Origin of the sequence: Sphingopyxis sp. (assembly GCF_036675685.1) — a bacterium.
Taxonomy (GTDB): Bacteria; Pseudomonadota; Alphaproteobacteria; order Sphingomonadales; family Sphingomonadaceae; genus Sphingopyxis.
On the sequence record NZ_JAKFEM010000016.1, the window covers coordinates 67,415 to 85,051 of the forward strand.

General features: G+C 67.2%; 13 protein-coding genes and 1 pseudogene. 8 read left to right on the plus strand and 6 right to left on the minus strand.

Going from position 1 to position 17,637, the window contains the following annotated elements; genetic code table 11:
• Positions 1–98: 98 nt before the first annotated feature.
• Positions 99–554, minus strand: a pseudogene (rpsP, locus tag V6M50_RS07275) (30S ribosomal protein S16); the annotation flags it as partial.
• A gap of 39 nt (positions 555–593) precedes the next feature.
• Entirely contained in the window at positions 594–2,039 is a 1,446-nt protein-coding gene (gene ffh / locus V6M50_RS07280; protein ID WP_332817885.1) for a signal recognition particle protein, read from the minus strand.
• A 247-nt stretch (positions 2,040–2,286) separates the two neighbouring features.
• On the opposite strand from ffh, the gene V6M50_RS07285 reads away from it, so the two are divergent.
• The 6 genes from V6M50_RS07285 (at position 2,287) to V6M50_RS07310 (ending at position 8,512) form a co-directional block, all read left to right on the plus strand.
• Positions 2,287–3,918, plus strand: a complete 1,632-nt coding sequence (locus tag V6M50_RS07285; protein ID WP_332817886.1) for a putative bifunctional diguanylate cyclase/phosphodiesterase — start codon at positions 2,287–2,289, stop codon at positions 3,916–3,918.
• 241 nt (positions 3,919–4,159) lie between these two features.
• Positions 4,160–4,966 carry a diaminopimelate epimerase gene (gene dapF / locus V6M50_RS07290; protein WP_332817887.1) on the plus strand — a complete coding sequence of 269 codons (807 nt, stop codon included), beginning with the start codon at positions 4,160–4,162 and terminating at the stop codon, positions 4,964–4,966.
• Entirely contained in the window at positions 4,963–6,273 is a 1,311-nt protein-coding gene (mtaB, locus tag V6M50_RS07295) for a tRNA (N(6)-L-threonylcarbamoyladenosine(37)-C(2))-methylthiotransferase MtaB (RefSeq protein WP_332817888.1), read from the plus strand. The genes dapF and mtaB overlap by 4 nt, the downstream gene beginning before the upstream one ends.
• Positions 6,270–7,196 (plus strand): signal recognition particle-docking protein FtsY, encoded by a 927-nt coding sequence (gene ftsY / locus V6M50_RS07300; RefSeq protein ID WP_332817889.1) that lies wholly within the window; start codon positions 6,270–6,272, stop codon positions 7,194–7,196. The genes mtaB and ftsY overlap by 4 nt, the downstream gene beginning before the upstream one ends.
• Positions 7,193–7,861 (plus strand): inner membrane-spanning protein YciB, encoded by a 669-nt coding sequence (locus V6M50_RS07305; RefSeq protein ID WP_332817890.1) that lies wholly within the window; start codon positions 7,193–7,195, stop codon positions 7,859–7,861. The genes ftsY and V6M50_RS07305 overlap by 4 nt, the downstream gene beginning before the upstream one ends.
• A gap of 78 nt (positions 7,862–7,939) precedes the next feature.
• Positions 7,940–8,512, plus strand: a complete 573-nt coding sequence (locus V6M50_RS07310) for a urate hydroxylase PuuD (RefSeq protein ID WP_332817891.1) — start codon at positions 7,940–7,942, stop codon at positions 8,510–8,512.
• A gap of 193 nt (positions 8,513–8,705) precedes the next feature.
• On the opposite strand, the gene V6M50_RS07315 is transcribed toward V6M50_RS07310, so the two are convergent.
• The 4 genes from V6M50_RS07315 to V6M50_RS07330 form a co-directional block, all read right to left on the minus strand.
• Positions 8,706–9,269, minus strand: a complete 564-nt coding sequence (locus V6M50_RS07315) for a gamma carbonic anhydrase family protein (RefSeq protein WP_332817892.1) — start codon at positions 9,267–9,269, stop codon at positions 8,706–8,708.
• Positions 9,266–11,566, minus strand: a complete 2,301-nt coding sequence (locus tag V6M50_RS07320; protein ID WP_332817893.1) for a spermidine synthase — start codon at positions 11,564–11,566, stop codon at positions 9,266–9,268. Before V6M50_RS07320 ends, V6M50_RS07315 begins: the two co-directional genes overlap by 4 nt.
• Complete coding sequence (hemB, locus tag V6M50_RS07325; RefSeq protein WP_332817894.1) at positions 11,532–12,530, minus strand: porphobilinogen synthase; 999 nt, start codon at positions 12,528–12,530, stop codon at positions 11,532–11,534. The genes V6M50_RS07320 and hemB overlap by 35 nt, the downstream gene beginning before the upstream one ends.
• Positions 12,531–12,591: 61 nt before the next feature.
• Positions 12,592–14,109: a peptidoglycan DD-metalloendopeptidase family protein gene (locus V6M50_RS07330; RefSeq protein ID WP_332817895.1), complete on the minus strand. Its 1,518-nt coding sequence runs from the start codon at positions 14,107–14,109 to the stop codon at positions 12,592–12,594.
• Positions 14,110–14,412: 303 nt separating this feature from the next.
• On the opposite strand from V6M50_RS07330, the gene V6M50_RS07335 reads away from it, so the two are divergent.
• Both V6M50_RS07335 and V6M50_RS07340 read left to right on the plus strand, forming a co-directional pair.
• Positions 14,413–17,199: a helicase-related protein gene (locus V6M50_RS07335; protein WP_332817896.1), complete on the plus strand. Its 2,787-nt coding sequence runs from the start codon at positions 14,413–14,415 to the stop codon at positions 17,197–17,199.
• Positions 17,199–17,558, plus strand: coding sequence for an RNA-binding S4 domain-containing protein (locus V6M50_RS07340; protein ID WP_332817897.1), 360 nt, complete (start codon positions 17,199–17,201; stop codon positions 17,556–17,558). The genes V6M50_RS07335 and V6M50_RS07340 overlap by 1 nt, the downstream gene beginning before the upstream one ends.
• Positions 17,559–17,637: the final 79 nt, after the last annotated feature.

Here is a 17,637-nt window from a genome sequence, read left to right on the forward strand (position 1 = left end):
GCAACCGCTTCGGCGGTTTCTTCGCTCTTCACCGAACCGGTCGCGTCCGATTCAGCGGCTTCGGGAGCGGCAGCTTCTTCGGCCACGATTTCCTCGGCGGCAGCTTCCTCCTCAGCGGCGGGCGCTTCTTCGACGGCCACTTCCGGAGCGGCTTCTTCAACCACTTCGGGCTCAGGCGCCGGAGCGGCGGCAGCGGCTGCTGCGGCTTCTTCGGCGTCGATCAGCTTCTGCGCCTTTTCTTCGGCGCGTTCCTTGGCCTTCTCGCCCGGGACCGCCTTGTTGGGGTTGTTGCGCGCGGCGCGTTCCTGGACACCGGCGGCGTCGAGGAAGCGGGCAACGCGGTCGCTCGGCTGGGCGCCGACGCTCAGCCAATGCTTCGCGCGGTCGGCGTCGAGCTTGACGCGCTCGGGATTGTCCTTGGCGAGCAGCGGATTGTAGCTGCCGATGCGTTCGATGAAACGGCCGTCGCGCGGGGCGCGCGAATCGGCGACGACGATCTTGTAATAGGGGCGCTTTTTCGAACCGCCGCGCGAAAGGCGAATGGAGGTAGCCATGATATTTTCCTTCGGTTTAAAGTTTAAAGTCTGATCGGATTATTTCTTTTTATTCATCAAATTGGCGAGTTCGGGCGGGATCGATCCGCCCCCACCGAGGCCCGGCAAGCCGCCGCCGCCCATGCCGCCCATTCCGGGGATGCCGCCGCCCTTGCCGAACAGCGCGCCGAGCCCCTTGAGCCCGCCCATCTTGCGGATTTTCTTCATCGCGGTGGCCATTTCCTGGTGCATTTTCAGCACCCGGTTGACCTGCTGCACCGTCGTGCCCGAGCCGTTGGCGATGCGGATCTTGCGCTTCGCGGTCAGGATTTCGGGCTTCGCGCGCTCCTTGGGGGTCATCGATCCCATGATCGCGTCGAAATGAATGAGCATCTTGTCGTCGGCGCCGCCCTGCGCGGCGGCGACCTGCGCCTTTTTGAGGCCCGGGATCATCCCGGCGAGCGCGCCGAGGCCGCCCATGCGGCGCATCTGGTTCAATTGCGTGCGAAGGTCGTTGAGGTCGAAGAGGCCCTTGGCCATCTTCGCCGCCATCGCCTCGGCCTCTTCGGCCTGGATCGTCTCGGCGGCGCGTTCGACGAGGCTGACGACGTCGCCCATCCCGAGGATGCGGCCCGCGATGCGCGACGGCTGGAAGAGTTCGAGCCCGTCGAGCTTTTCGCCCGTGCCCGCGAACTTGATCGGCTTGCCGGTGACGGCGCGCATCGAGAGCGCGGCACCGCCGCGCGCGTCGCCATCCATACGGGTGAGCACGACGCCGGTGAGCGGCACCTGATCGGTAAAGCGCTGTGCGACCTGCACCGCGTCCTGGCCCGTCAGGCTGTCGACGACGAGCAGGGTTTCGGCCGGATTGGCGGCACGCGACACCGCCTGCATTTCGTCCATCAGCTGCTGGTCGACGTGGAGGCGGCCCGCGGTGTCGAGCATGAGGACGTCGAAGCCCTGGAGTTTCGCCGCCTGCAGCGCGCGCTGCGCGATTTCGACCGGGCCTTGCCCCGCGACGATCGGGAGCGTCGCGACGTCGATCTGGGTGCCGAGGACGGCGAGCTGTTCCTGCGCGGCGGGGCGATTGACGTCGAGCGACGCCATCAGCACCTTCTTGCGCTCTTTTTCCTTGAGGCGCTTGGCGATCTTCGCGGTGGTGGTGGTTTTACCCGAGCCCTGGAGGCCAACCATCATGATGACCGCGGGCGGGGTGACGGCAAGTTCGAGCTCGGCGGTTTCGGAGCCGAGCATCTCGGTCAGCGCATCGCTGACGATCTTGACGACCTGTTGCCCCGGGGTGACCGAGCGCAGGACATTCTGGCCGATCGCGAGTTCGGTGACCTGATCGACGAAGCTGCGCACGACGGGCAGCGCGACATCGGCCTCGAGCAGCGCGATTCGCACTTCGCGCATCGCGGCGCGCACGTCGGCCTCGGTCAGCGCACCGCGGCCGCGGAGCTTCCCGAAAACATCGCTCAGCCGGTTTGACAGACTGTCGAACATGGCGCCTTCAAATCCCTTCTCGCACACCGCAACGCAAAACACGCCGGTGAGCGAAACCTCGCCAACCAGCGGTATCCGTGGACAGTGTTTCCGTCGCGGATGTCGATATGCCCGCACGCAAGATGCGTCCGGACACGGCGCCTCTACACAAATATGCCCGCGAAAGCAAGCGAGCCCAGCGCCGCGCCATTTAACGCAAATTTCACCGCTTTGCGCGCATTATGGCCGCGATGGTGGGGAAATTCATATGATAGCGACGTCGAAGCAGCCAAACCGCAGCGAAGGCGCCAAACGCGATATAGTGGCCGGCGGTATCGTCGTCGCCGCGATCCTGCTGTTCGTGGGCACGGGCAGCAATGTGATGCAGGCGGTCGTCAAGACGCTCATCGGCCTTGGCGGCGGGCCCGACCGGGCGCTCGCCGCCGCGCTTGTGCTCAATGTGGCGCTGATCCTGTTCGGCTGGCGCCGGTACGAAGACCTCAACCGCGAAATCCGTGAGCGCACCGAGGCCGAACAGCGCGCCCGCTATCTCGCCGACACCGATCCGCTGACGGGTTTCCTCAACCGCCGCGCGCTGCTCGCGACCGGGCAGCAGCAGATTGCCGACGCCGTCGCCGACAAACGGCAGGTCGCGCTGTTCCTGCTCGACCTCGATCATTTCAAGACCGTCAATGACATCCACGGCCATGTCGCCGGCGACCGCGTGCTGCAGGTCGCCGCCGAACGCATCTCCGCCATCCTGCCGCCGAACGCGACCAAGGCGCGGCTGGGCGGCGACGAGTTCGTCGCGATGCTCGTCTTCGAACCCGCCGCGCGCGCCAATATCGATGCGTTGGCCACCGAACTGGTTGCGGCGCTCGACAATTCGGTGACGCATGACGCGCAGCAGATCCGCATCGGCGCGTCGCTCGGCATCTCGCTCGCCGAGGACGCCAGCGTGACGATGGAAACGATGGTCCGCCAGGCCGACATCGCGATGTATCATTGCAAGGACGAGGGGCGGAACCGTTACTGCTGGTTCGAACCCGGCATGGAAATGGCGGTGCAGGTCCGCAACCAGATCGAAACCGGCATCCGCGAAGGCATGCCGCGCGGCGAATTCGTTCCCCATTTCGAACCGCAGGTCGACATCGCCAGCGGACGGCTGATCGGCTTTGAAATGCTGATGCGCTGGGAATCGCCCGAATATGGGATGATCCCGCCCGAACGCTTTATCCCGGTTGCCGAGGAAAGCGGCCTGATCGGCGAATTGTCGCTGCAGGTGATCCGCCAGGCGATGGAGGTCGCCAAGCGCTGGGACCCATCGATCATGCTCGCGGTCAACATCTCGCCGCAGCAGCTCAAAGACCCGTGGTTCAGCCAGAAGCTCACCAAGCTGCTCGTCGAAGTCGGCTTTCCGGCGAGCCAGCTCGAGGTCGAGATCACCGAAAGCTCGCTATTCGAGAATCTCCCGCTCGTGCGCTCGATCGTCACCAGCCTGAAGAATCAGGGCGTATCGCTCAGCCTCGACGATTTCGGCACCGGCTACAGCTCGCTGTCGCACCTGCGCGCGCTGCCCTTCGACCGGATCAAGATCGACCGCAGTTTCGTCGCTGCGATGCGCGGCAGCGCCGATGCGCAGGCGATCGTCGTCGCGATCGTGCGATTGGGCGAAAGCCTTTCCATGCCGATCACCGCCGAAGGCGTCGAGGATGAGGCAACCGCAATCGAACTGACGCGGCTCGGCTGCGCCAAGGGCCAGGGCTGGCATTTCGGCCGCGCTGCGTCGGCCGCCGATACCGAGCGGTTGCTCGCCGACCGCGGCCTGCTCCGCGTACCGACGATGCCGCCGGCAGGGCCCGATACCAGCGAAACCGAACTGCTGCGCAAGACGGCGTAAACATCCCCTCCCCCTTGATGGGGGAGGCAGCGAGACTTGCCAGCTTGCTGGCTAGGCGCAGCGGTGGGGGTGCGCTTTCGGCCTGAACCGACGGTGCAGGGACGCACCATCGCCCCCATCCAACTCCGCCTAGCCGCTTCGCGGCAAGGCTGCGTATCCTTCCCCCATCAAGGGGGAATGTACCAGATGCCCTGCCCCGCATCGCTAGACTTCGCAGCTCTGCGCCCTTACATGCGCGAGCATGGCGGACCGCTTCACCAAGATGCACGGACTCGGCAACGACTTTGTCGTCATCGACGCGCGGACAAGCGCGGTCGAGATGACGCCGGCGCGCGCGCATGCGATCGCCGACCGCCGCCACGGCATCGGGTGCGACCAGCTGATCCTGCTCGAACCGTCGGCCAGCGCCGATGTGAAGATGCGCATCTTCAACGCCGACGGCGGCGAGGTCGAGGCGTGCGGCAACGCGACACGCTGCGTCGCGACGTTGATCGGCAAGCCCGCGGTGATCGAGACGCTGGGCGGCATGCTGCGCGTCACCCCGGCCGACGGTGGTGCCGAGGTCGTGCTCGGCGAACCCGCCTTCGACTGGGAGCATATCCCGCTCGCGATGCCGATGGACACGCGCGACATGCCCGTCGCGTGGGACGAGCTCGAACATGGCGCCGCGGTCAATGTCGGCAATCCGCACATCGTCTTCTTCGTCCCCGAGGCCGACGCCGTCGCGCTCGACGAGCTGGGCCCGCGGATCGAGACCGACCCGCTCTTCCCCGAGCGCGTCAATGTCAATGTCGCGAGCCTCGACGGTCCCGACCGGCTGCAGCTGCGCGTGTGGGAGCGCGGCGTCGGGCTGACCCAGGCGTGCGGCACGGGCGCATGCGCCACCGCGGTCGCTGCGATCCGCGCGGGACTCGTGCAATCGCCCGTGACCGTGTCGCTGCCCGGCGGCGATCTCATCATCCGCTGGGCCGCCGGCGAACCGATCATGATGAGCGGCGCTGCAACCCGCGTTTACGAGGGCGAGACCGACTGGGCGCAGTTCGGATGAGCGTAAAGGTTACGGACGGCCCCGAGGTCGTCAATTTCGGATGCCGGCTGAACATCGCCGAGGGCGAAGCGATCCGCGCCGCGGCGCGGCAGGCGGGCGTGCGCGACACGGTTGTCTTCAACAGCTGCGCGGTGACCGACGAAGCGGTGCGACAAGCGCGGCAGGCGGTACGGCGGGCCCTGCGCGAGCGGCCCGATGCGGCGGTCGTGGTGACCGGGTGCGCGGCGGAACTGGAAGCCGAACGCTTTGCCGCGGTGGGTGCGCGGGTCGTGCGCAACGACGCCAAGGGGTTGGCCGCGAGCTATGTATTCGAAGAAAAGAAGAGCGGTGCTTCGACAAGCTCAGCACGAACGGAAATAGAGGAAAGCTCTCATCCCAAGCCGTTCGCCCTGAGCTCGTCGAAGGGCCGTCCTTCCTTTCTCTACGCTCCGGCCCTCTCCGGCGCCGACCATGCACGCGCCTTCCTCGGCGTCCAGACCGGCTGCTCGCACAGCTGCACCTTTTGCGCGACCGTGCTCGCGCGCGGGGCGGCGCGTTCGGCGAGCGTCGAAGCCGTGGTCGAAACCGCGCGCATCGCGCTGGGTCGCGGCCAGCGCGAAATCATCCTGACCGGCGTCGATCTCGCCAGCTATGGCGATGACGGCGGCACCACATTGGCCGCGCTCGTCGAGGCGCTGATTGCGTTGCCCGGCCTCGAACGCCTCCGCCTGTCCTCGCTCGACCCGAACCGCATCGACGACCATCTGTTCGCACTCATCACACAGGAACGCCGCCTGATGCCGCACGTCCACCTGTCGCTGCAGGCGGGCGACGATATGGTGCTGACGCGCATGAAGCGCCGCCACCGCCGCGCCGACGCCGTCGCGCTGGTCGCACGATTGAAGGCCGCCCACCCCGACATCGCGATCGGCGCCGACCTGATCGCCGGATTTCCGACCGAGGATGACGACATGTTCGCCAATTCGCTGGCCCTGATCGACGATTGCGACATCGTCTTTGGCCATATCTTTCCGTACAGCCCGCGCGCCGGGACCCCCGCCGCGCGCATGCCGCAGGTCGGCCGCGCCATCGCGCGCGACCGCGCGGCGCGGCTGCGCGACGCCAATGCGCGGCGGCGGCACGCGTGGATGGAGGCACAGGCAGGCCGGATGACGAACATGCTGGTCGAACGCGACGGCTTGACCGGCCATGCCGAAAATTTCGCGGCGCTGGCGCTGACCGCCCCCGCCATCCCGGGAAGCATCGTGCCCGTGCGCCTTGGCGCGCGCGACGGCGACCGGTTGGCCGCAATGGAGCTGGCAGCATGAGCGGGACGAGCTGGAGCGAGCGGCTGCTCGGTGGGTTTCGCCGCACCTCCGAACGGCTGGGCGAAAATCTCGCCGGGCTGACCGGCAAAGCGCGGCTCGACGAGGCCGATCTCGACAGGATCGAGGAAGCACTGATCACCGCCGACCTGGGCCCCGCGATGGCGGGCCGGATCCGCGAGCGGCTGGCCGAACGGCGCGACGTCGCCGCGAACGGCACCGAGGAATTGCGCAAGGTTGTCGCCGACGAAATCGCGACCGTCTTGCGCCCGGTCGCCGAGCCGCTCGACATCGACGCCTTTCCGCGCCCGCAGGTCATTTTGGTGATCGGGGTCAACGGGTCGGGCAAGACCACGACCATCGCCAAGCTCGCGCACCTGTTCCAGGAACAGGATTATGGCGTCATGCTCGTCGCGGGCGATACCTTCCGCGCCGCCGCGATCGGCCAGCTCAAGGTCTGGGCCGAACGCCTCGGCGTGCCGATCATGGCGGGCCCCGAGGGCGGCGATTCGGCGGGCATCGTGTTCGACGCGGTCAAACAGGCGACCGCGACGGGCATCGACGTGCTGATCGTCGACACCGCCGGGCGTCTCCAGAACAAGCGCGAGCTGATGGACGAACTCGCCAAGATCAAGCGCGTGCTCGGCCGCCTCAACCCCGCCGCGCCGCACGACGTCGTGCTCGTGCTCGACGCGACGACGGGGCAGAATGCGCTGTCGCAGATCGACGTGTTCCGCGAGGTTGCCGGGGTCACCGGGCTGGTCATGACCAAGCTCGACGGCACCGCGCGCGGCGGCGTGCTCGTTGCCGCGGCCGAGCGACACGGCCTTCCGATCCATGCGATCGGCATCGGCGAGACGATCGACGACCTTCGCCCGTTCGATGCCGATGAAATCGCGGGCATTATCGCAGGTAATATCAGATGAGCGACGTCCTCCCGACCGGCCCCGAAACGGTGCCCGCGCCGCCGCCGGCCAAGCATGGCTGGCTCAATTTCGTGATCGATTTCGGGCCGCTGCTCGTCTTCTTCCTCGCGTATAAATTTTCCTCGGGCGGCGAAGGCGCATTCGCCGCGACCACCGCGGCGATCAAGGGCACAATCGCCTTCATGGTCGCGATTGTCATCGCGATGGCGGTGTCGAAGTGGAAGCTCGGCAAGATTTCGCCGATGCTGTGGATGTCGAGCATCCTTGTCCTCGGCTTCGGCGCGCTGACGATCTGGTTCCACGACGAGCGCTTCATCGTCATGAAGCCGACGATCATCTACGCCGCCTTCGCGGCGCTGCTGCTCGGCGGGTACTGGTTCAAGAAGCCGATGCTCAAATATCTGCTGCAATCGGCGCTCGAGGGGCTCACCGATCGCGGCTGGCTACTGCTGTCGCGCAATTGGGGGCTGTTTTTCGCCGCGCTCGGCATCGCCAATCATGCGATGTACGAGATGATCCAGGCGAAGCAGATGAGTTTCGACCTGTGGCTGACGATCAAGGTGTGGGGCGTCACCGCCCTCTCCTTCCTCTTCACCTTCAGCCAGGTGCCGGTGATGCTCAAGAACGGCCTCGCCATTCCCGAAGAAGCAATCGACAAAAGTTGAGTCCGGCCCCCGACGCTGGCATAGCAGGCACATCGGCTCGGGGTCGCTTCCCACGCCGGACAAAAAGGGGGAACTGCAATGGACAAATTTTTCGGAAACCTGCACGCCGTGCTGGGCGCGGGCCTCGTGCTCGCGATCATCCTGATGCTGTGCCTCAATGGCCAGAATTTCGAGGACGGCATCGCCGCGGGCAACGCGATCATGCGCTGGCTGCACACATTCTTCGGCGTGCTGTGGATCGGCCTGCTTTATTATTTCAACTTCGTCCAGATTCCGACGATGCCGAAAATCCCGGCCGAACTCAAAGGCGGCGTATCGAAGCATATCGCGCCCGCCGCGCTCTTCTGGTTCCGCTGGGCGGCGGCGGCAACGGTGCTGCTCGGCCTCGCGATCGCCTTTCACGCCAAATACGCGATCCCGGCGCTGGGTCTTCAGGACCCGTACAAGCTGATCGGCGTCGGCATGTGGCTGGGCCTGATCATGGCGTTCAACGTGTGGTTCGTGATCTGGCCGAACCAGAAAAAGGCGCTCGGCATCGTCGAGGCCGACGATGCGACGAAGGCCAAGGCCGCCAAGACCGCGATGATCTTTTCGCGGACCAACACCCTGCTGTCGATCCCGATGCTCTATGCGATGGTGAACTTCAGCTAAGCGGACCCGCAAGGTTTGAAAGAGGCGCCTCGGGAAACCGGGGCGCCTTTTTCTTGTTCCCCTCCCGCTTGCGGGAGGGGTTAGGGGTGGGGGCGAGCGAAACGAGTTTCTGACCTCGCACCAGCCCACCCCGCTGCGGCTAACGAGCATGCTCGCAAGCCTCGCTGCCCCTCCCGCAAGCGGGAGGGGAGAATTAGCCCTCCACCGCCGCCTTGTGCATGCGCCCGTTCATCACATAGTGCGCGACGCCCAGCTGCATGCCCGCCGCCTGCGCATCGTCGATCTCGCGCACCCGCCGCGCCGGCGATCCCGCCCAGAGTTCGCGCGCCGGAATTTCCTTATTCTCGGTGAGCAGCGCGCCCGCGGCGAGCATCGCGTCGCTGCCGATCCGGCACCCGTTCATCACCGTCGCCTTGAGGCCGACGAACGCGCGGTCGGAAAGCGTGCAGCCGTGCACCATCGCCATGTGCCCGATCAGCACATCCTCGCCGATGATCGTCGGAAAGCCTTCGGGGCGGTGCGGCATCGGGCCGTCGCAATGGACGACGCTGCCGTCCTGGATGTTCGACCGCGCGCCGACGACGATATGGCTGACATCGGCGCGCAGCACGCAATTATACCAGATGCTGACGTCGGGGCCGATCACGACATCGCCGATGATCCGGCACCCCGGCGCGATAAAGGCGCTGGGGTCGATCTGCGGCGTCTTGCCGTTGACGCTGATGATGCTGACGTCGTTAGAGCGCTCTCGGGTCATTCGTCACGGCCTCCGATAATATGCTTCCACAGCAGGACCGGCAGCGTCGAGGCATAATCGTCTGTCCAGCGGTCGAAATGCGCGCGCGCCTCCAGCGGCACCCACGCGCCATCCTCGGATGCGTCCCTGCGCGGACGAAGTTCCCCGGTCAATTGCTCCATCCGCTGCGGCGTCGCGGTCAGCGCGACCCAGTTCGATCCGGTCAAATCCCCAAGCTCGTCGCCCACCGGTCCCGGATCCATCCGGATCGCCGCCGACCAGCCGCGCGCCTTGGCCTCCTCCGCCAGCACCGGCTCGAGCCCGAAGAAGCGGTTGGAGATATGGATCAACAGGATGCCGTCGGGTTTCAGCGCGCGCCTGTAAATGCCGATCGCTTCCTTCGTCAGCAGGTGCAGCGGAATGGCGTCGGACGAAAAGGCGTCGATGACGAGGACGTCGAACCGCCCCGGCGGCTGCTGGGCGATCTGCAGCCGTGCGTCGCCGATGACGATCGGCGTGTCGCCGGCGCAATCGGACAGGAAGGTGAATTTCCCGGGATCGCGCGCGATCTGGACCATCACCGGATCGATCTCGAAGATCGTCCAGTGCTGCCCGGGCCTCCGGTAACAGGCGAGCGTCCCCGCCCCCAGCCCGACGATGCCGATCGACGCGTTCGGGCCGGCGAGCGCCTCGGCCTTGTCGAGCGTCAGGCCCACCCCCGACTGGTGACCATAATAGGTCGTCGGATTGCGCCGCTCTGCGGCGTCGGTGCGCTGCAACCCATGCAGCGTCGTGCCATGCGCGAGGCGGCGCTGATGCGTCGCGGGATAGTCGGTGACTGTATAGACGCCGAAATAGCTGCGGACGCGCGCACCGGTGAAGCTTTCCGTGATCGTGTCCCAGCCGCCGACCCCGATCATCAGCAGCGCGAGCACGGCGACAAAGGCCCAGCGCCGGCCGATGAGCAATATGCCGATCAGGAAAATGGCGATGCCCCATGCCGCCACCGCGCTGTCGAGTATGCCGGACCAGTCCAAAACCATGCGCAAACAGCCAAAAGCCGCGACCGCGACGAGCAGCAAGGCGGCCAAGCGGGCCGTTCGCGGTTCGAGCTTCAGCCATTTATCCCACGGAAAGAGCGCGGGCAGCGGCAGCAGCATCGCCGCCGCGAGGATCAGCAGCGGATGCTCATAGACCCAGTCGAAGATCAGCGGCGCGAACAGCGCCGCGAACAGTCCGCCGAGCACGCCGCCCGCCGACATGACCAGATAGAACAGCGTCAGATGCTGCGCCGCGGGGCGAAGATGATAAAGATAACCATGGAGTGCCGTGGCAACGACGAACAGCATCGCAAGGCTGGCGATCGCGACCATCATCGACCCGGTGCCCGCGCTCAGCAGCCCGAGCCCGCCGACCGCGAGCAGCACCACCGGTGCGATCAGCGTGATGATCTGCGTCAGCCGGGCCGCCGTCGAAAAGGCGATAACAAAGCTCAAGAGGTAAAGGCCGAGCGGGAGCACCCAGAGGAGCGGCATCGCCACGATGTCGGTCGTCAGATGGGTGGTCGTCGACAGCATCAGCCCCGACGGCACCGCGGCGATGAGCAGCCAGTGGACCTGGCGCCGCCACGTCGGCCGCGGCTCTTCCGCCGCGCCGTCATCGCCGTCCGCCGTTACACCATGGCTGTGCCAGCGCGCCGCGGCGCTGGCCGCGACGAGCAGCACGAGCAACGCATAACCCGCGGTCCAGCCCCAGCTTTGCGCCGCCAGCGGCAGGCTGGGTTCGACCAGCGCGGGATAGCTGATCAGCCCCGCGAAGCTGCCGAGGTTCGACGCGGCGTAGAGATAATAGGGGTCGCCCGCGCGCGAATCGGCGGCGAACCAGCGCTGCATCAACGGTGCCTGCGCCGAAACCACGAAGAACACCGGACCGATCGAGGCGAGCAAGAGCAAGGGCACCCACAGCGCCTCTTGCCCGGGGCCAGGCGGCGCGATCTGCGCGATGCCGATGGGGAGCCACAAGGCCGCGACGAGGAATAGCGCGACATGGATGGTCGCCTGGCGTCGCACCGCAAAGCGGCCGAGCCAATGCGCATAGGCGTAGCCGCCGAGCAGCAATGCCTGATAGACGAGCATCGCGCTGTTCCACACTGCGGGCGCGCCGCCCAGCTTGGGCAGCACCATCCGCGCCACCATCGGCTGGACCTGGAAGAGCAGGAAGCTGCCGACGAGGATCGTCAGCACGAACAGCCAGCGGCGCGGCGAAGTCTCGTCGTTCACGCCGTCAGGCACCGAGCAGTCGCGCCGCGTGGAGCGCATGATAGCTCAGCACCCCCGAAGCGCCGGCACGGCGGAAGGCGAGCAGGGTTTCGAGGACGAGCGCATCGCGGTCGCCCGCCCCGGCCGCCGCCGCGGCCTCGATCATCGCATATTCGCCCGACACCTGATACGCATAGACGGGCACGGCGAAGTTCGCCTTCACCGCCGCGACGATGTCGAGATAGGGCAGCCCCGGCTTGACCATCACGCTGTCGGCGCCCTCGGCGAGATCCTGCGCGACCTCGCGCAGCGCCTCTTCGGCGTTGGCCGGGTCCATCTGATAGGTCTTCTTGTCGCCTTTCAGCAGCCCGCGCGAACCGACGGCATCGCGGAACGGCCCGTAAAAGGCCGAGGCATATTTGGCGGCGTAGCTCATGACCTGGACATGGCCGAAACCCTCCGCCTCGAGCGCGGCGCGGATCGCGCCGATACGGCCGTCCATCATGTCGCTGGGCGCGATGATGTCGGCGCCCGCGCGCGCCTGGTTCAGCGCCTGCCCGACGAGCACCTCGACCGTTTCGTCGTTGAGCACATAGCCGCTATCGTCGATCAGCCCGTCCTGCCCGTGGCTAGTATAGGGATCGAGCGCCACATCGGTGAGCACGCCGATGTCATCGCCGAGCGCATCCTTGATCGCGGCGACCGCACGGCACATCAGATTGTCGGGATTGAGCGCCTCGGCGCCGTCTTCGCTGCGCCGGTCGGGCTGCGTATAAGGAAAGAGCGCGAGGCACGGGATGCCCGCCGCGACGGCATCGCGCGCGCGATCGACGATCAAGTCGACCGACCAGCGCGACACGCCGGGCAGGCTGGCGATCGGCTCCTCGGCGTTCGAACCGTCGCAGACGAACAGCGGCCAGATGAGGTTCGACGGGGAAAGCTGGGTTTCGCGCACCATCGCGCGGCTCCAGCCGGTGCGGCGGGTGCGGCGCAGGCGCAGGTCGGGGAAAGCGGCTTGGGTCATGCGGCGTGCATAGCGGCGCTTCGCCGCCGGGCAAATGGATATTGCCGCTTTTTCTGTGGGGTCAGATGCCGTCGCCTGCGCGCTTCGACGCAACATCGGCGAGGCTGCCGAGCTTCGGCCCCTCGACCTGTTTCGCGGCGATCGGGGTCAGCGCGGCGCCGGGTGCGATCGACGTCAGCGCGCGGATGCGGGCGCGGAAGTCGGCGAGCGCCTTGCCCTCGAGCAGTGCGCGGGTGACGAAGGTCACCGACGACGGATTGACCGCGCGGCCGTTGCGATACAGCTCATAATGCAGGTGCGGGCCGGTCGAGAGGCCGGTCGAGCCGATATAGCCGATCACCTGCCCGCGACCCACGCGCTGGCCGGGGCGCACCGCGATGCGGCTCATATGGCCATAGCCGGTGCCGAGGCCATTGCCGTGGTTGAGCTTCACGAAATTGCCGTAGCCGCCGTGACGGCCGGCGATCGTCACGACGCCGTCGGTCACCGCATAGATGGGCGCGCCATAACCGCCGCCGAAGTCCATGCCGCTGTGCATGCGCCGATAGCCGAGGATCGGATGGCGCCGCATGCCGAAGGTCGAGGTGACGCGGCCATTGGTCGGGCGCGCCATGCCGCCGCGCTGTTCGCCGGCGCCCGACGCCTCGAACCACTGGACGCGGCCGTCGACATTCCATTCGAGCATCGAGAGTTTGGGTTTTCCGCCGCGGATCAGCCCGGCGTAGAGCAGCTTGCCCGTCTCGCTCTCGCCCGTTTCGGCGCGGCGGTAATCGACGATGATGTCGAATTCGTCGCCAGCGCGAATGTCGCTGCCGACCGAAATCTGCTTGCCGACGACGCGCAGGTACGACTGGATCGCCGTGGGTGGCGCGCCGGCAGCGCGCGCCGAGCGGTACAGGCTGTCGCCGACCCTTCCGCGAATCCGCAGCGGCGTCGCATCGACCGCAATCGGGATACGCCGCATCACCAGCCGGCCATTGATGCGCTCCATTTCGATGCGCAGGTCGAATCGCGCGCGCATCGCTAGCGCCTCGACCGGGCGCGGCATCGTCCGCGCGGCGCGGCGGCCGAGGATCAGGTCGATGCGCGTGCCCGGGGCGATGTCGACCAGCGGCACCGCGCCCGAAACCTGGCTCGCCAAGGCCTGCGCCTCGCTGCCGCCGACGCCCGATCGTTCGAGCAGGCGCGCGAAACTGTCGCCGCTCCCCAATGTGGCGGTGAGTTCGATCTGCGGGCGTTCGGGGGTCTGAGTGAGCGGGCGCACCGCGTCGGTCGCCGCCATATGCCGCCCGGTATCGCCGCCGAGCGCGAGCGGCACGATCATCTGCGCGCGCGCTTCGTTGAAATCGGCACCACCAAGCGCCGGTGTGCCGCCGACCTCGATCGGCTGGATGCCCGGGAAGGTCGCGATCGCGGTTCCGCACAGCAGGGTCAATGTCGCCAGGCCCCGCCACCATTCGGCCGAACCGATATTGTCGCCAAGATCGGGAGCGAGATCGAGCTGTGCGAGCCGGTCGCGCCAGGTCAGCCCAGGTCCGGAATCGCCGTCGGCCTGTCGTAGCGGTATCGCCTGCGACATCGTGAGGGCGGCCGCATTGCCGGACATCCCCGCGATGGGTTCGTGACGCTGAAACAAATGTGCAACCCCCATTCGGCAATCCCGCCCCCGGTCAGGGTACGCCGATGATGTTTCCGTGTCATCCTCTGTAAACAAAGGCCGTTAAAGTCAATTTAACGGGCGTCTGGCGGTTTTGCGTTGCGACGGGCCGTGTCAGGGCTGGGGCATGCCGTTCGCGGCGGCGAAAAACGGCAGCATCGCGGTCCCATTTCGCTATCGTCTGTTGCGCGCGGCGTGCGGGCATGCCAGCGTGGGAGAAAGACAATGCCGCCATTCTCCTCCCATCCGGTCAAGGCTGTCCTTGGCCCCACCAACACCGGCAAAACCCATTTGGCGGTCGAGCGCCTGACCGCCCATGCCAGCGGCATGATCGGCTTTCCGCTGCGCCTGCTCGCGCGCGAAGTCTACGACCGCGTCGTCGCGATCAAGGGGCCCGCGCAGGTCGCGCTCGTTACCGGCGAAGAACGGATCATGCCGGCGCAGGCGCGCTACCTGCTCGGCACGATGGAAGCGCTGCCGCTCGAACGCGATGTCGCCTTCGTCGGGATCGACGAAGCCCAGCTCGGCGCCGACCCCGAGCGCGGCCATGTCTTCACCGACCGGCTGCTTCGCGCCCGGGGTCGCGAAGAAACGATGATCCTTGGTTCGGCGAGTATCCGGGGCCTCGTCAAAACCCTGGTGCCCGAAGCCGAGATCGTCACCCGGCCGCGCTTCTCGACATTGAGCTATGCCGGATCGTCGAAGCTGTCGCGCCTGCCCAAACGCTCGGCGATCGTCGCCTTCTCGGCCGAGGAGGTTTATGCCATCGCCGAAATGCTGCGCCGCTTTTCGGGCGGGGCGGCGGTGGTGATGGGCGCACTCAGCCCCAGGACGCGCAATTCGCAGGTCGCGATGTTCGAAGCGGGCGAGGTCGATTATCTGGTCGCCACCGACGCAATCGGCATGGGCCTGAACCTCGACGTCCAGCATGTCGCCTTCGCTTCCTTACAGAAATTCGACGGGCGGCGGCTGCGGCGGCTGACGATTTCGGAAATGGCACAGATCGCGGGCCGCGCCGGGCGGCACCAGCAGGACGGCAGCTTCGGCACCGTCGGCCTGCCGCAGGGCGGCTTCACGCCCGAAGAAATCGCGGCGATCGAAGGGCATCATTTTCCGCCGCTCGCCAGCCTGTTCTGGCGCAATCCGACCCCCGGCTTCGGCTCGCTCGACCAGCTCATCGCCGACCTCGCGCAGCCGCCGACGCAGCCGGTGCTGCGCGCCGCGCCCGAAGCTGTCGACATCGCGGTGCTCAAGCATCTGGCGGGCGACATGGAAGTGCGTGCGCGCGGCGGCGATTTCGATGCGGTCCAGCGCCTGTGGGATGTGTGCGGGCTGCCCGATTTCGAGCAACTCGGCGCCGAGCATCACAGCCGCACGGTCTTCAAGCTCTGGCAATGGCGCACCAGCGGCGACGGGATGATCGACCCCGACTGGTTCGCGCGGCGCCTTGAGCGAATGAACGATGTCGAGGGCGATATCGAGCAGCTCGCGAGCCGCATCGCCGCGGTCCGCACGCTCTGCTTCATCGCGCAGCGCGGCGACTGGATCGCCGGCGCGGCGGGCTGGACCGAGCAGACGCAGGCACTCGAATCGCGATTGTCCGACGCGCTGCATGCCGCGCTCGCGCAGCGCTTCGTCGACCGGCGACTCGCGCTCCTGCTCCGCGACGCGGGGCAGCGGAACGCTGCCTTGCCGGTTGCGGTCGGCGCAGACGGCACCGTCGCGGTCGATGGCGAGGCGATCGGCACGCTCAAGGGGTTTCAGTTCAAGGTCGACCCGGTCGCCAAGGCGAGCGACCACCGCATGCTGCTCGCCGCCGCCGAAAAACATCTGCGCGCCGAGCTTGCGCGCCGTGCGACCGCGCTCGCCGAAGGCGACGGCAGTGCATTGTCGCTGGTGGCCGAGCCGGGAGCGCCTCCGCGCCTCGCGTGGCACGGCCACGCCATCGCGACGCTCGCGAAGGGGCCGACGCTGGTCCAGCCGGCGATCCAGATCGATCCGTCGCTCCGGCGGCTCGACCCCCAGCAGGCACAAGCGATTTCCGAGCGCCTGCAGCGCTTCGTCGCCGAACAGCTCGCGCGCCACGCCGGGCCGCTCGCCGCGATGGGCGAAGCCGCCGGCGACCTCTTCACCCCGCCGCGCATCCGCGCGCTGCTCGCGGCGCTCACCGATAACAGCGGGACGATCGGCCGCGCGGTGGTCGAGGATCAACTGAACGCCCTTACCACCGAGGAGCGTCCGCAGCTTCGCAAGCTCGGCTTCACCATAGGCTCGCTCGACATCTTCCACCCGCAGCTTTTGAAACCCGAAGCGGTGCGCTGGCGCGCGGCACTGGTCGCCGCGCAGCAGGGAACACCGATCCCGACGCTGCCGCCGCACGGCGCGGTGCTGCAAAAGACCGGGAGCCACCCGGGGCTCATCATAGCGGGCTTTCGCCGTTGCGCGTCGGGATGGCTGCGCATCGACATGGCCGAAAAGCTTGCGCGCCAGGCGCATGCCGCGCGCATGCAGGCATCGGCGCCGCCGACCGCGCCGCTCGTTGGCCGCGACGAGCATCATGACGACGATCATGATGGGGCCGAGGAAAGCGGCGTCGCCGCGGCGCCGCCGCCCGGCTTCGTGATCGATCCGGCGCTCGCCACCTCGCTCGGCCTCGACGAGGAAACGCGCCGCGCGCTGCTCGGCAGCTTCGGGTTCCGCAGCGTCGGCGAGCCCGCGCTGCAACGCTGGCGCTGGTCGGGGCTGCGCAAGCCCGAGAAGCGGCCGCGCCGCAAGCCCCATCCGCATCGCAAAAACACGGACGCGCCGCCGCGCGCTGCGCCGAACGGCGAAACAAGGCGCCCGCCTGCGCTGCAGGCGAAGGGCAAGCGCGGCAAACCGGAAAAGCCACGCATCGACACCCCGCGCCCGCCGCGCCTCGATCGCCCCGACCGGTCGCCGCGTCGCGGCCCATCGCCCAACAGCCCCTTTGCCGGCCTCGCCGCCCTCCTCGCGGACGCGCGTAAAGACTGATGAGCAGCCCCGGCGCCGCAGGAAGCATCCGACTCGACAAGCTTCTCTGGTTCCTGCGCTTCGCGCGCTCGCGCAGCATGGCGCAGGCGATGGTCGAGGCGGGGCATATCCGGCTCGACGGACGGCGCGTCACGCGCTCGTCGTGCGCGGTGCATGTCGGGCAAACGCTCGTCCTGCCCGTCGGCGAGCGCATCGAGGTGGTGCGGCTGCTTGCCCTGCCCCTGCGCCGCGGTCCCACGACCGAAGCGCAAACCTGCTACCGAAAGCTCGACACCAACGCCCCGACGCCAAGCAAATCGGCTATCAGCGGCGATGGAAAAGCTGTGCCGCCAAATCTCTCCGATCGTCCTAATCAATGAGAGTGATTCGCAACTGTCGCTAAGCGTTGACGCGCTGCCTTCGGGCGGCATAGAGGCGAGCCAATATGAGACCTGACGG

Bases quoted from the DNA above. Each gene is read 5' to 3' on its own strand.
- V6M50_RS07285 (WP_332817886.1), top strand. From the start codon at position 2,287: ATGATAGCGACGTCGAAGCAGCCAAACCGCAGCGAAGGCGCCAAACGC.
- V6M50_RS07305 (WP_332817890.1), top strand. From the start codon at position 7,193: ATGAGCGACGTCCTCCCGACCGGCCCCGAAACGGTGCCCGCGCCGCCG.
- V6M50_RS07330 (WP_332817895.1), bottom strand. From the start codon at position 14,109: ATGTCGCAGGCGATACCGCTACGACAGGCCGACGGCGATTCCGGACCT.
- ftsY (WP_332817889.1), top strand. From the start codon at position 6,270: ATGAGCGGGACGAGCTGGAGCGAGCGGCTGCTCGGTGGGTTTCGCCGC.
- mtaB (WP_332817888.1), top strand. From the start codon at position 4,963: ATGAGCGTAAAGGTTACGGACGGCCCCGAGGTCGTCAATTTCGGATGC.
- V6M50_RS07310 (WP_332817891.1), top strand. From the start codon at position 7,940: ATGGACAAATTTTTCGGAAACCTGCACGCCGTGCTGGGCGCGGGCCTC.
- V6M50_RS07315 (WP_332817892.1), bottom strand. From the start codon at position 9,269: ATGACCCGAGAGCGCTCTAACGACGTCAGCATCATCAGCGTCAACGGC.
- ffh (WP_332817885.1), bottom strand. From the start codon at position 2,039: ATGTTCGACAGTCTGTCAAACCGGCTGAGCGATGTTTTCGGGAAGCTC.
- V6M50_RS07340 (WP_332817897.1), top strand. From the start codon at position 17,199: ATGAGCAGCCCCGGCGCCGCAGGAAGCATCCGACTCGACAAGCTTCTC.
- hemB (WP_332817894.1), bottom strand. From the start codon at position 12,530: ATGACCCAAGCCGCTTTCCCCGACCTGCGCCTGCGCCGCACCCGCCGC.
- V6M50_RS07335 (WP_332817896.1), top strand. From the start codon at position 14,413: ATGCCGCCATTCTCCTCCCATCCGGTCAAGGCTGTCCTTGGCCCCACC.
- dapF (WP_332817887.1), top strand. From the start codon at position 4,160: ATGGCGGACCGCTTCACCAAGATGCACGGACTCGGCAACGACTTTGTC.
- V6M50_RS07320 (WP_332817893.1), bottom strand. From the start codon at position 11,566: ATGCGCTCCACGCGGCGCGACTGCTCGGTGCCTGACGGCGTGAACGAC.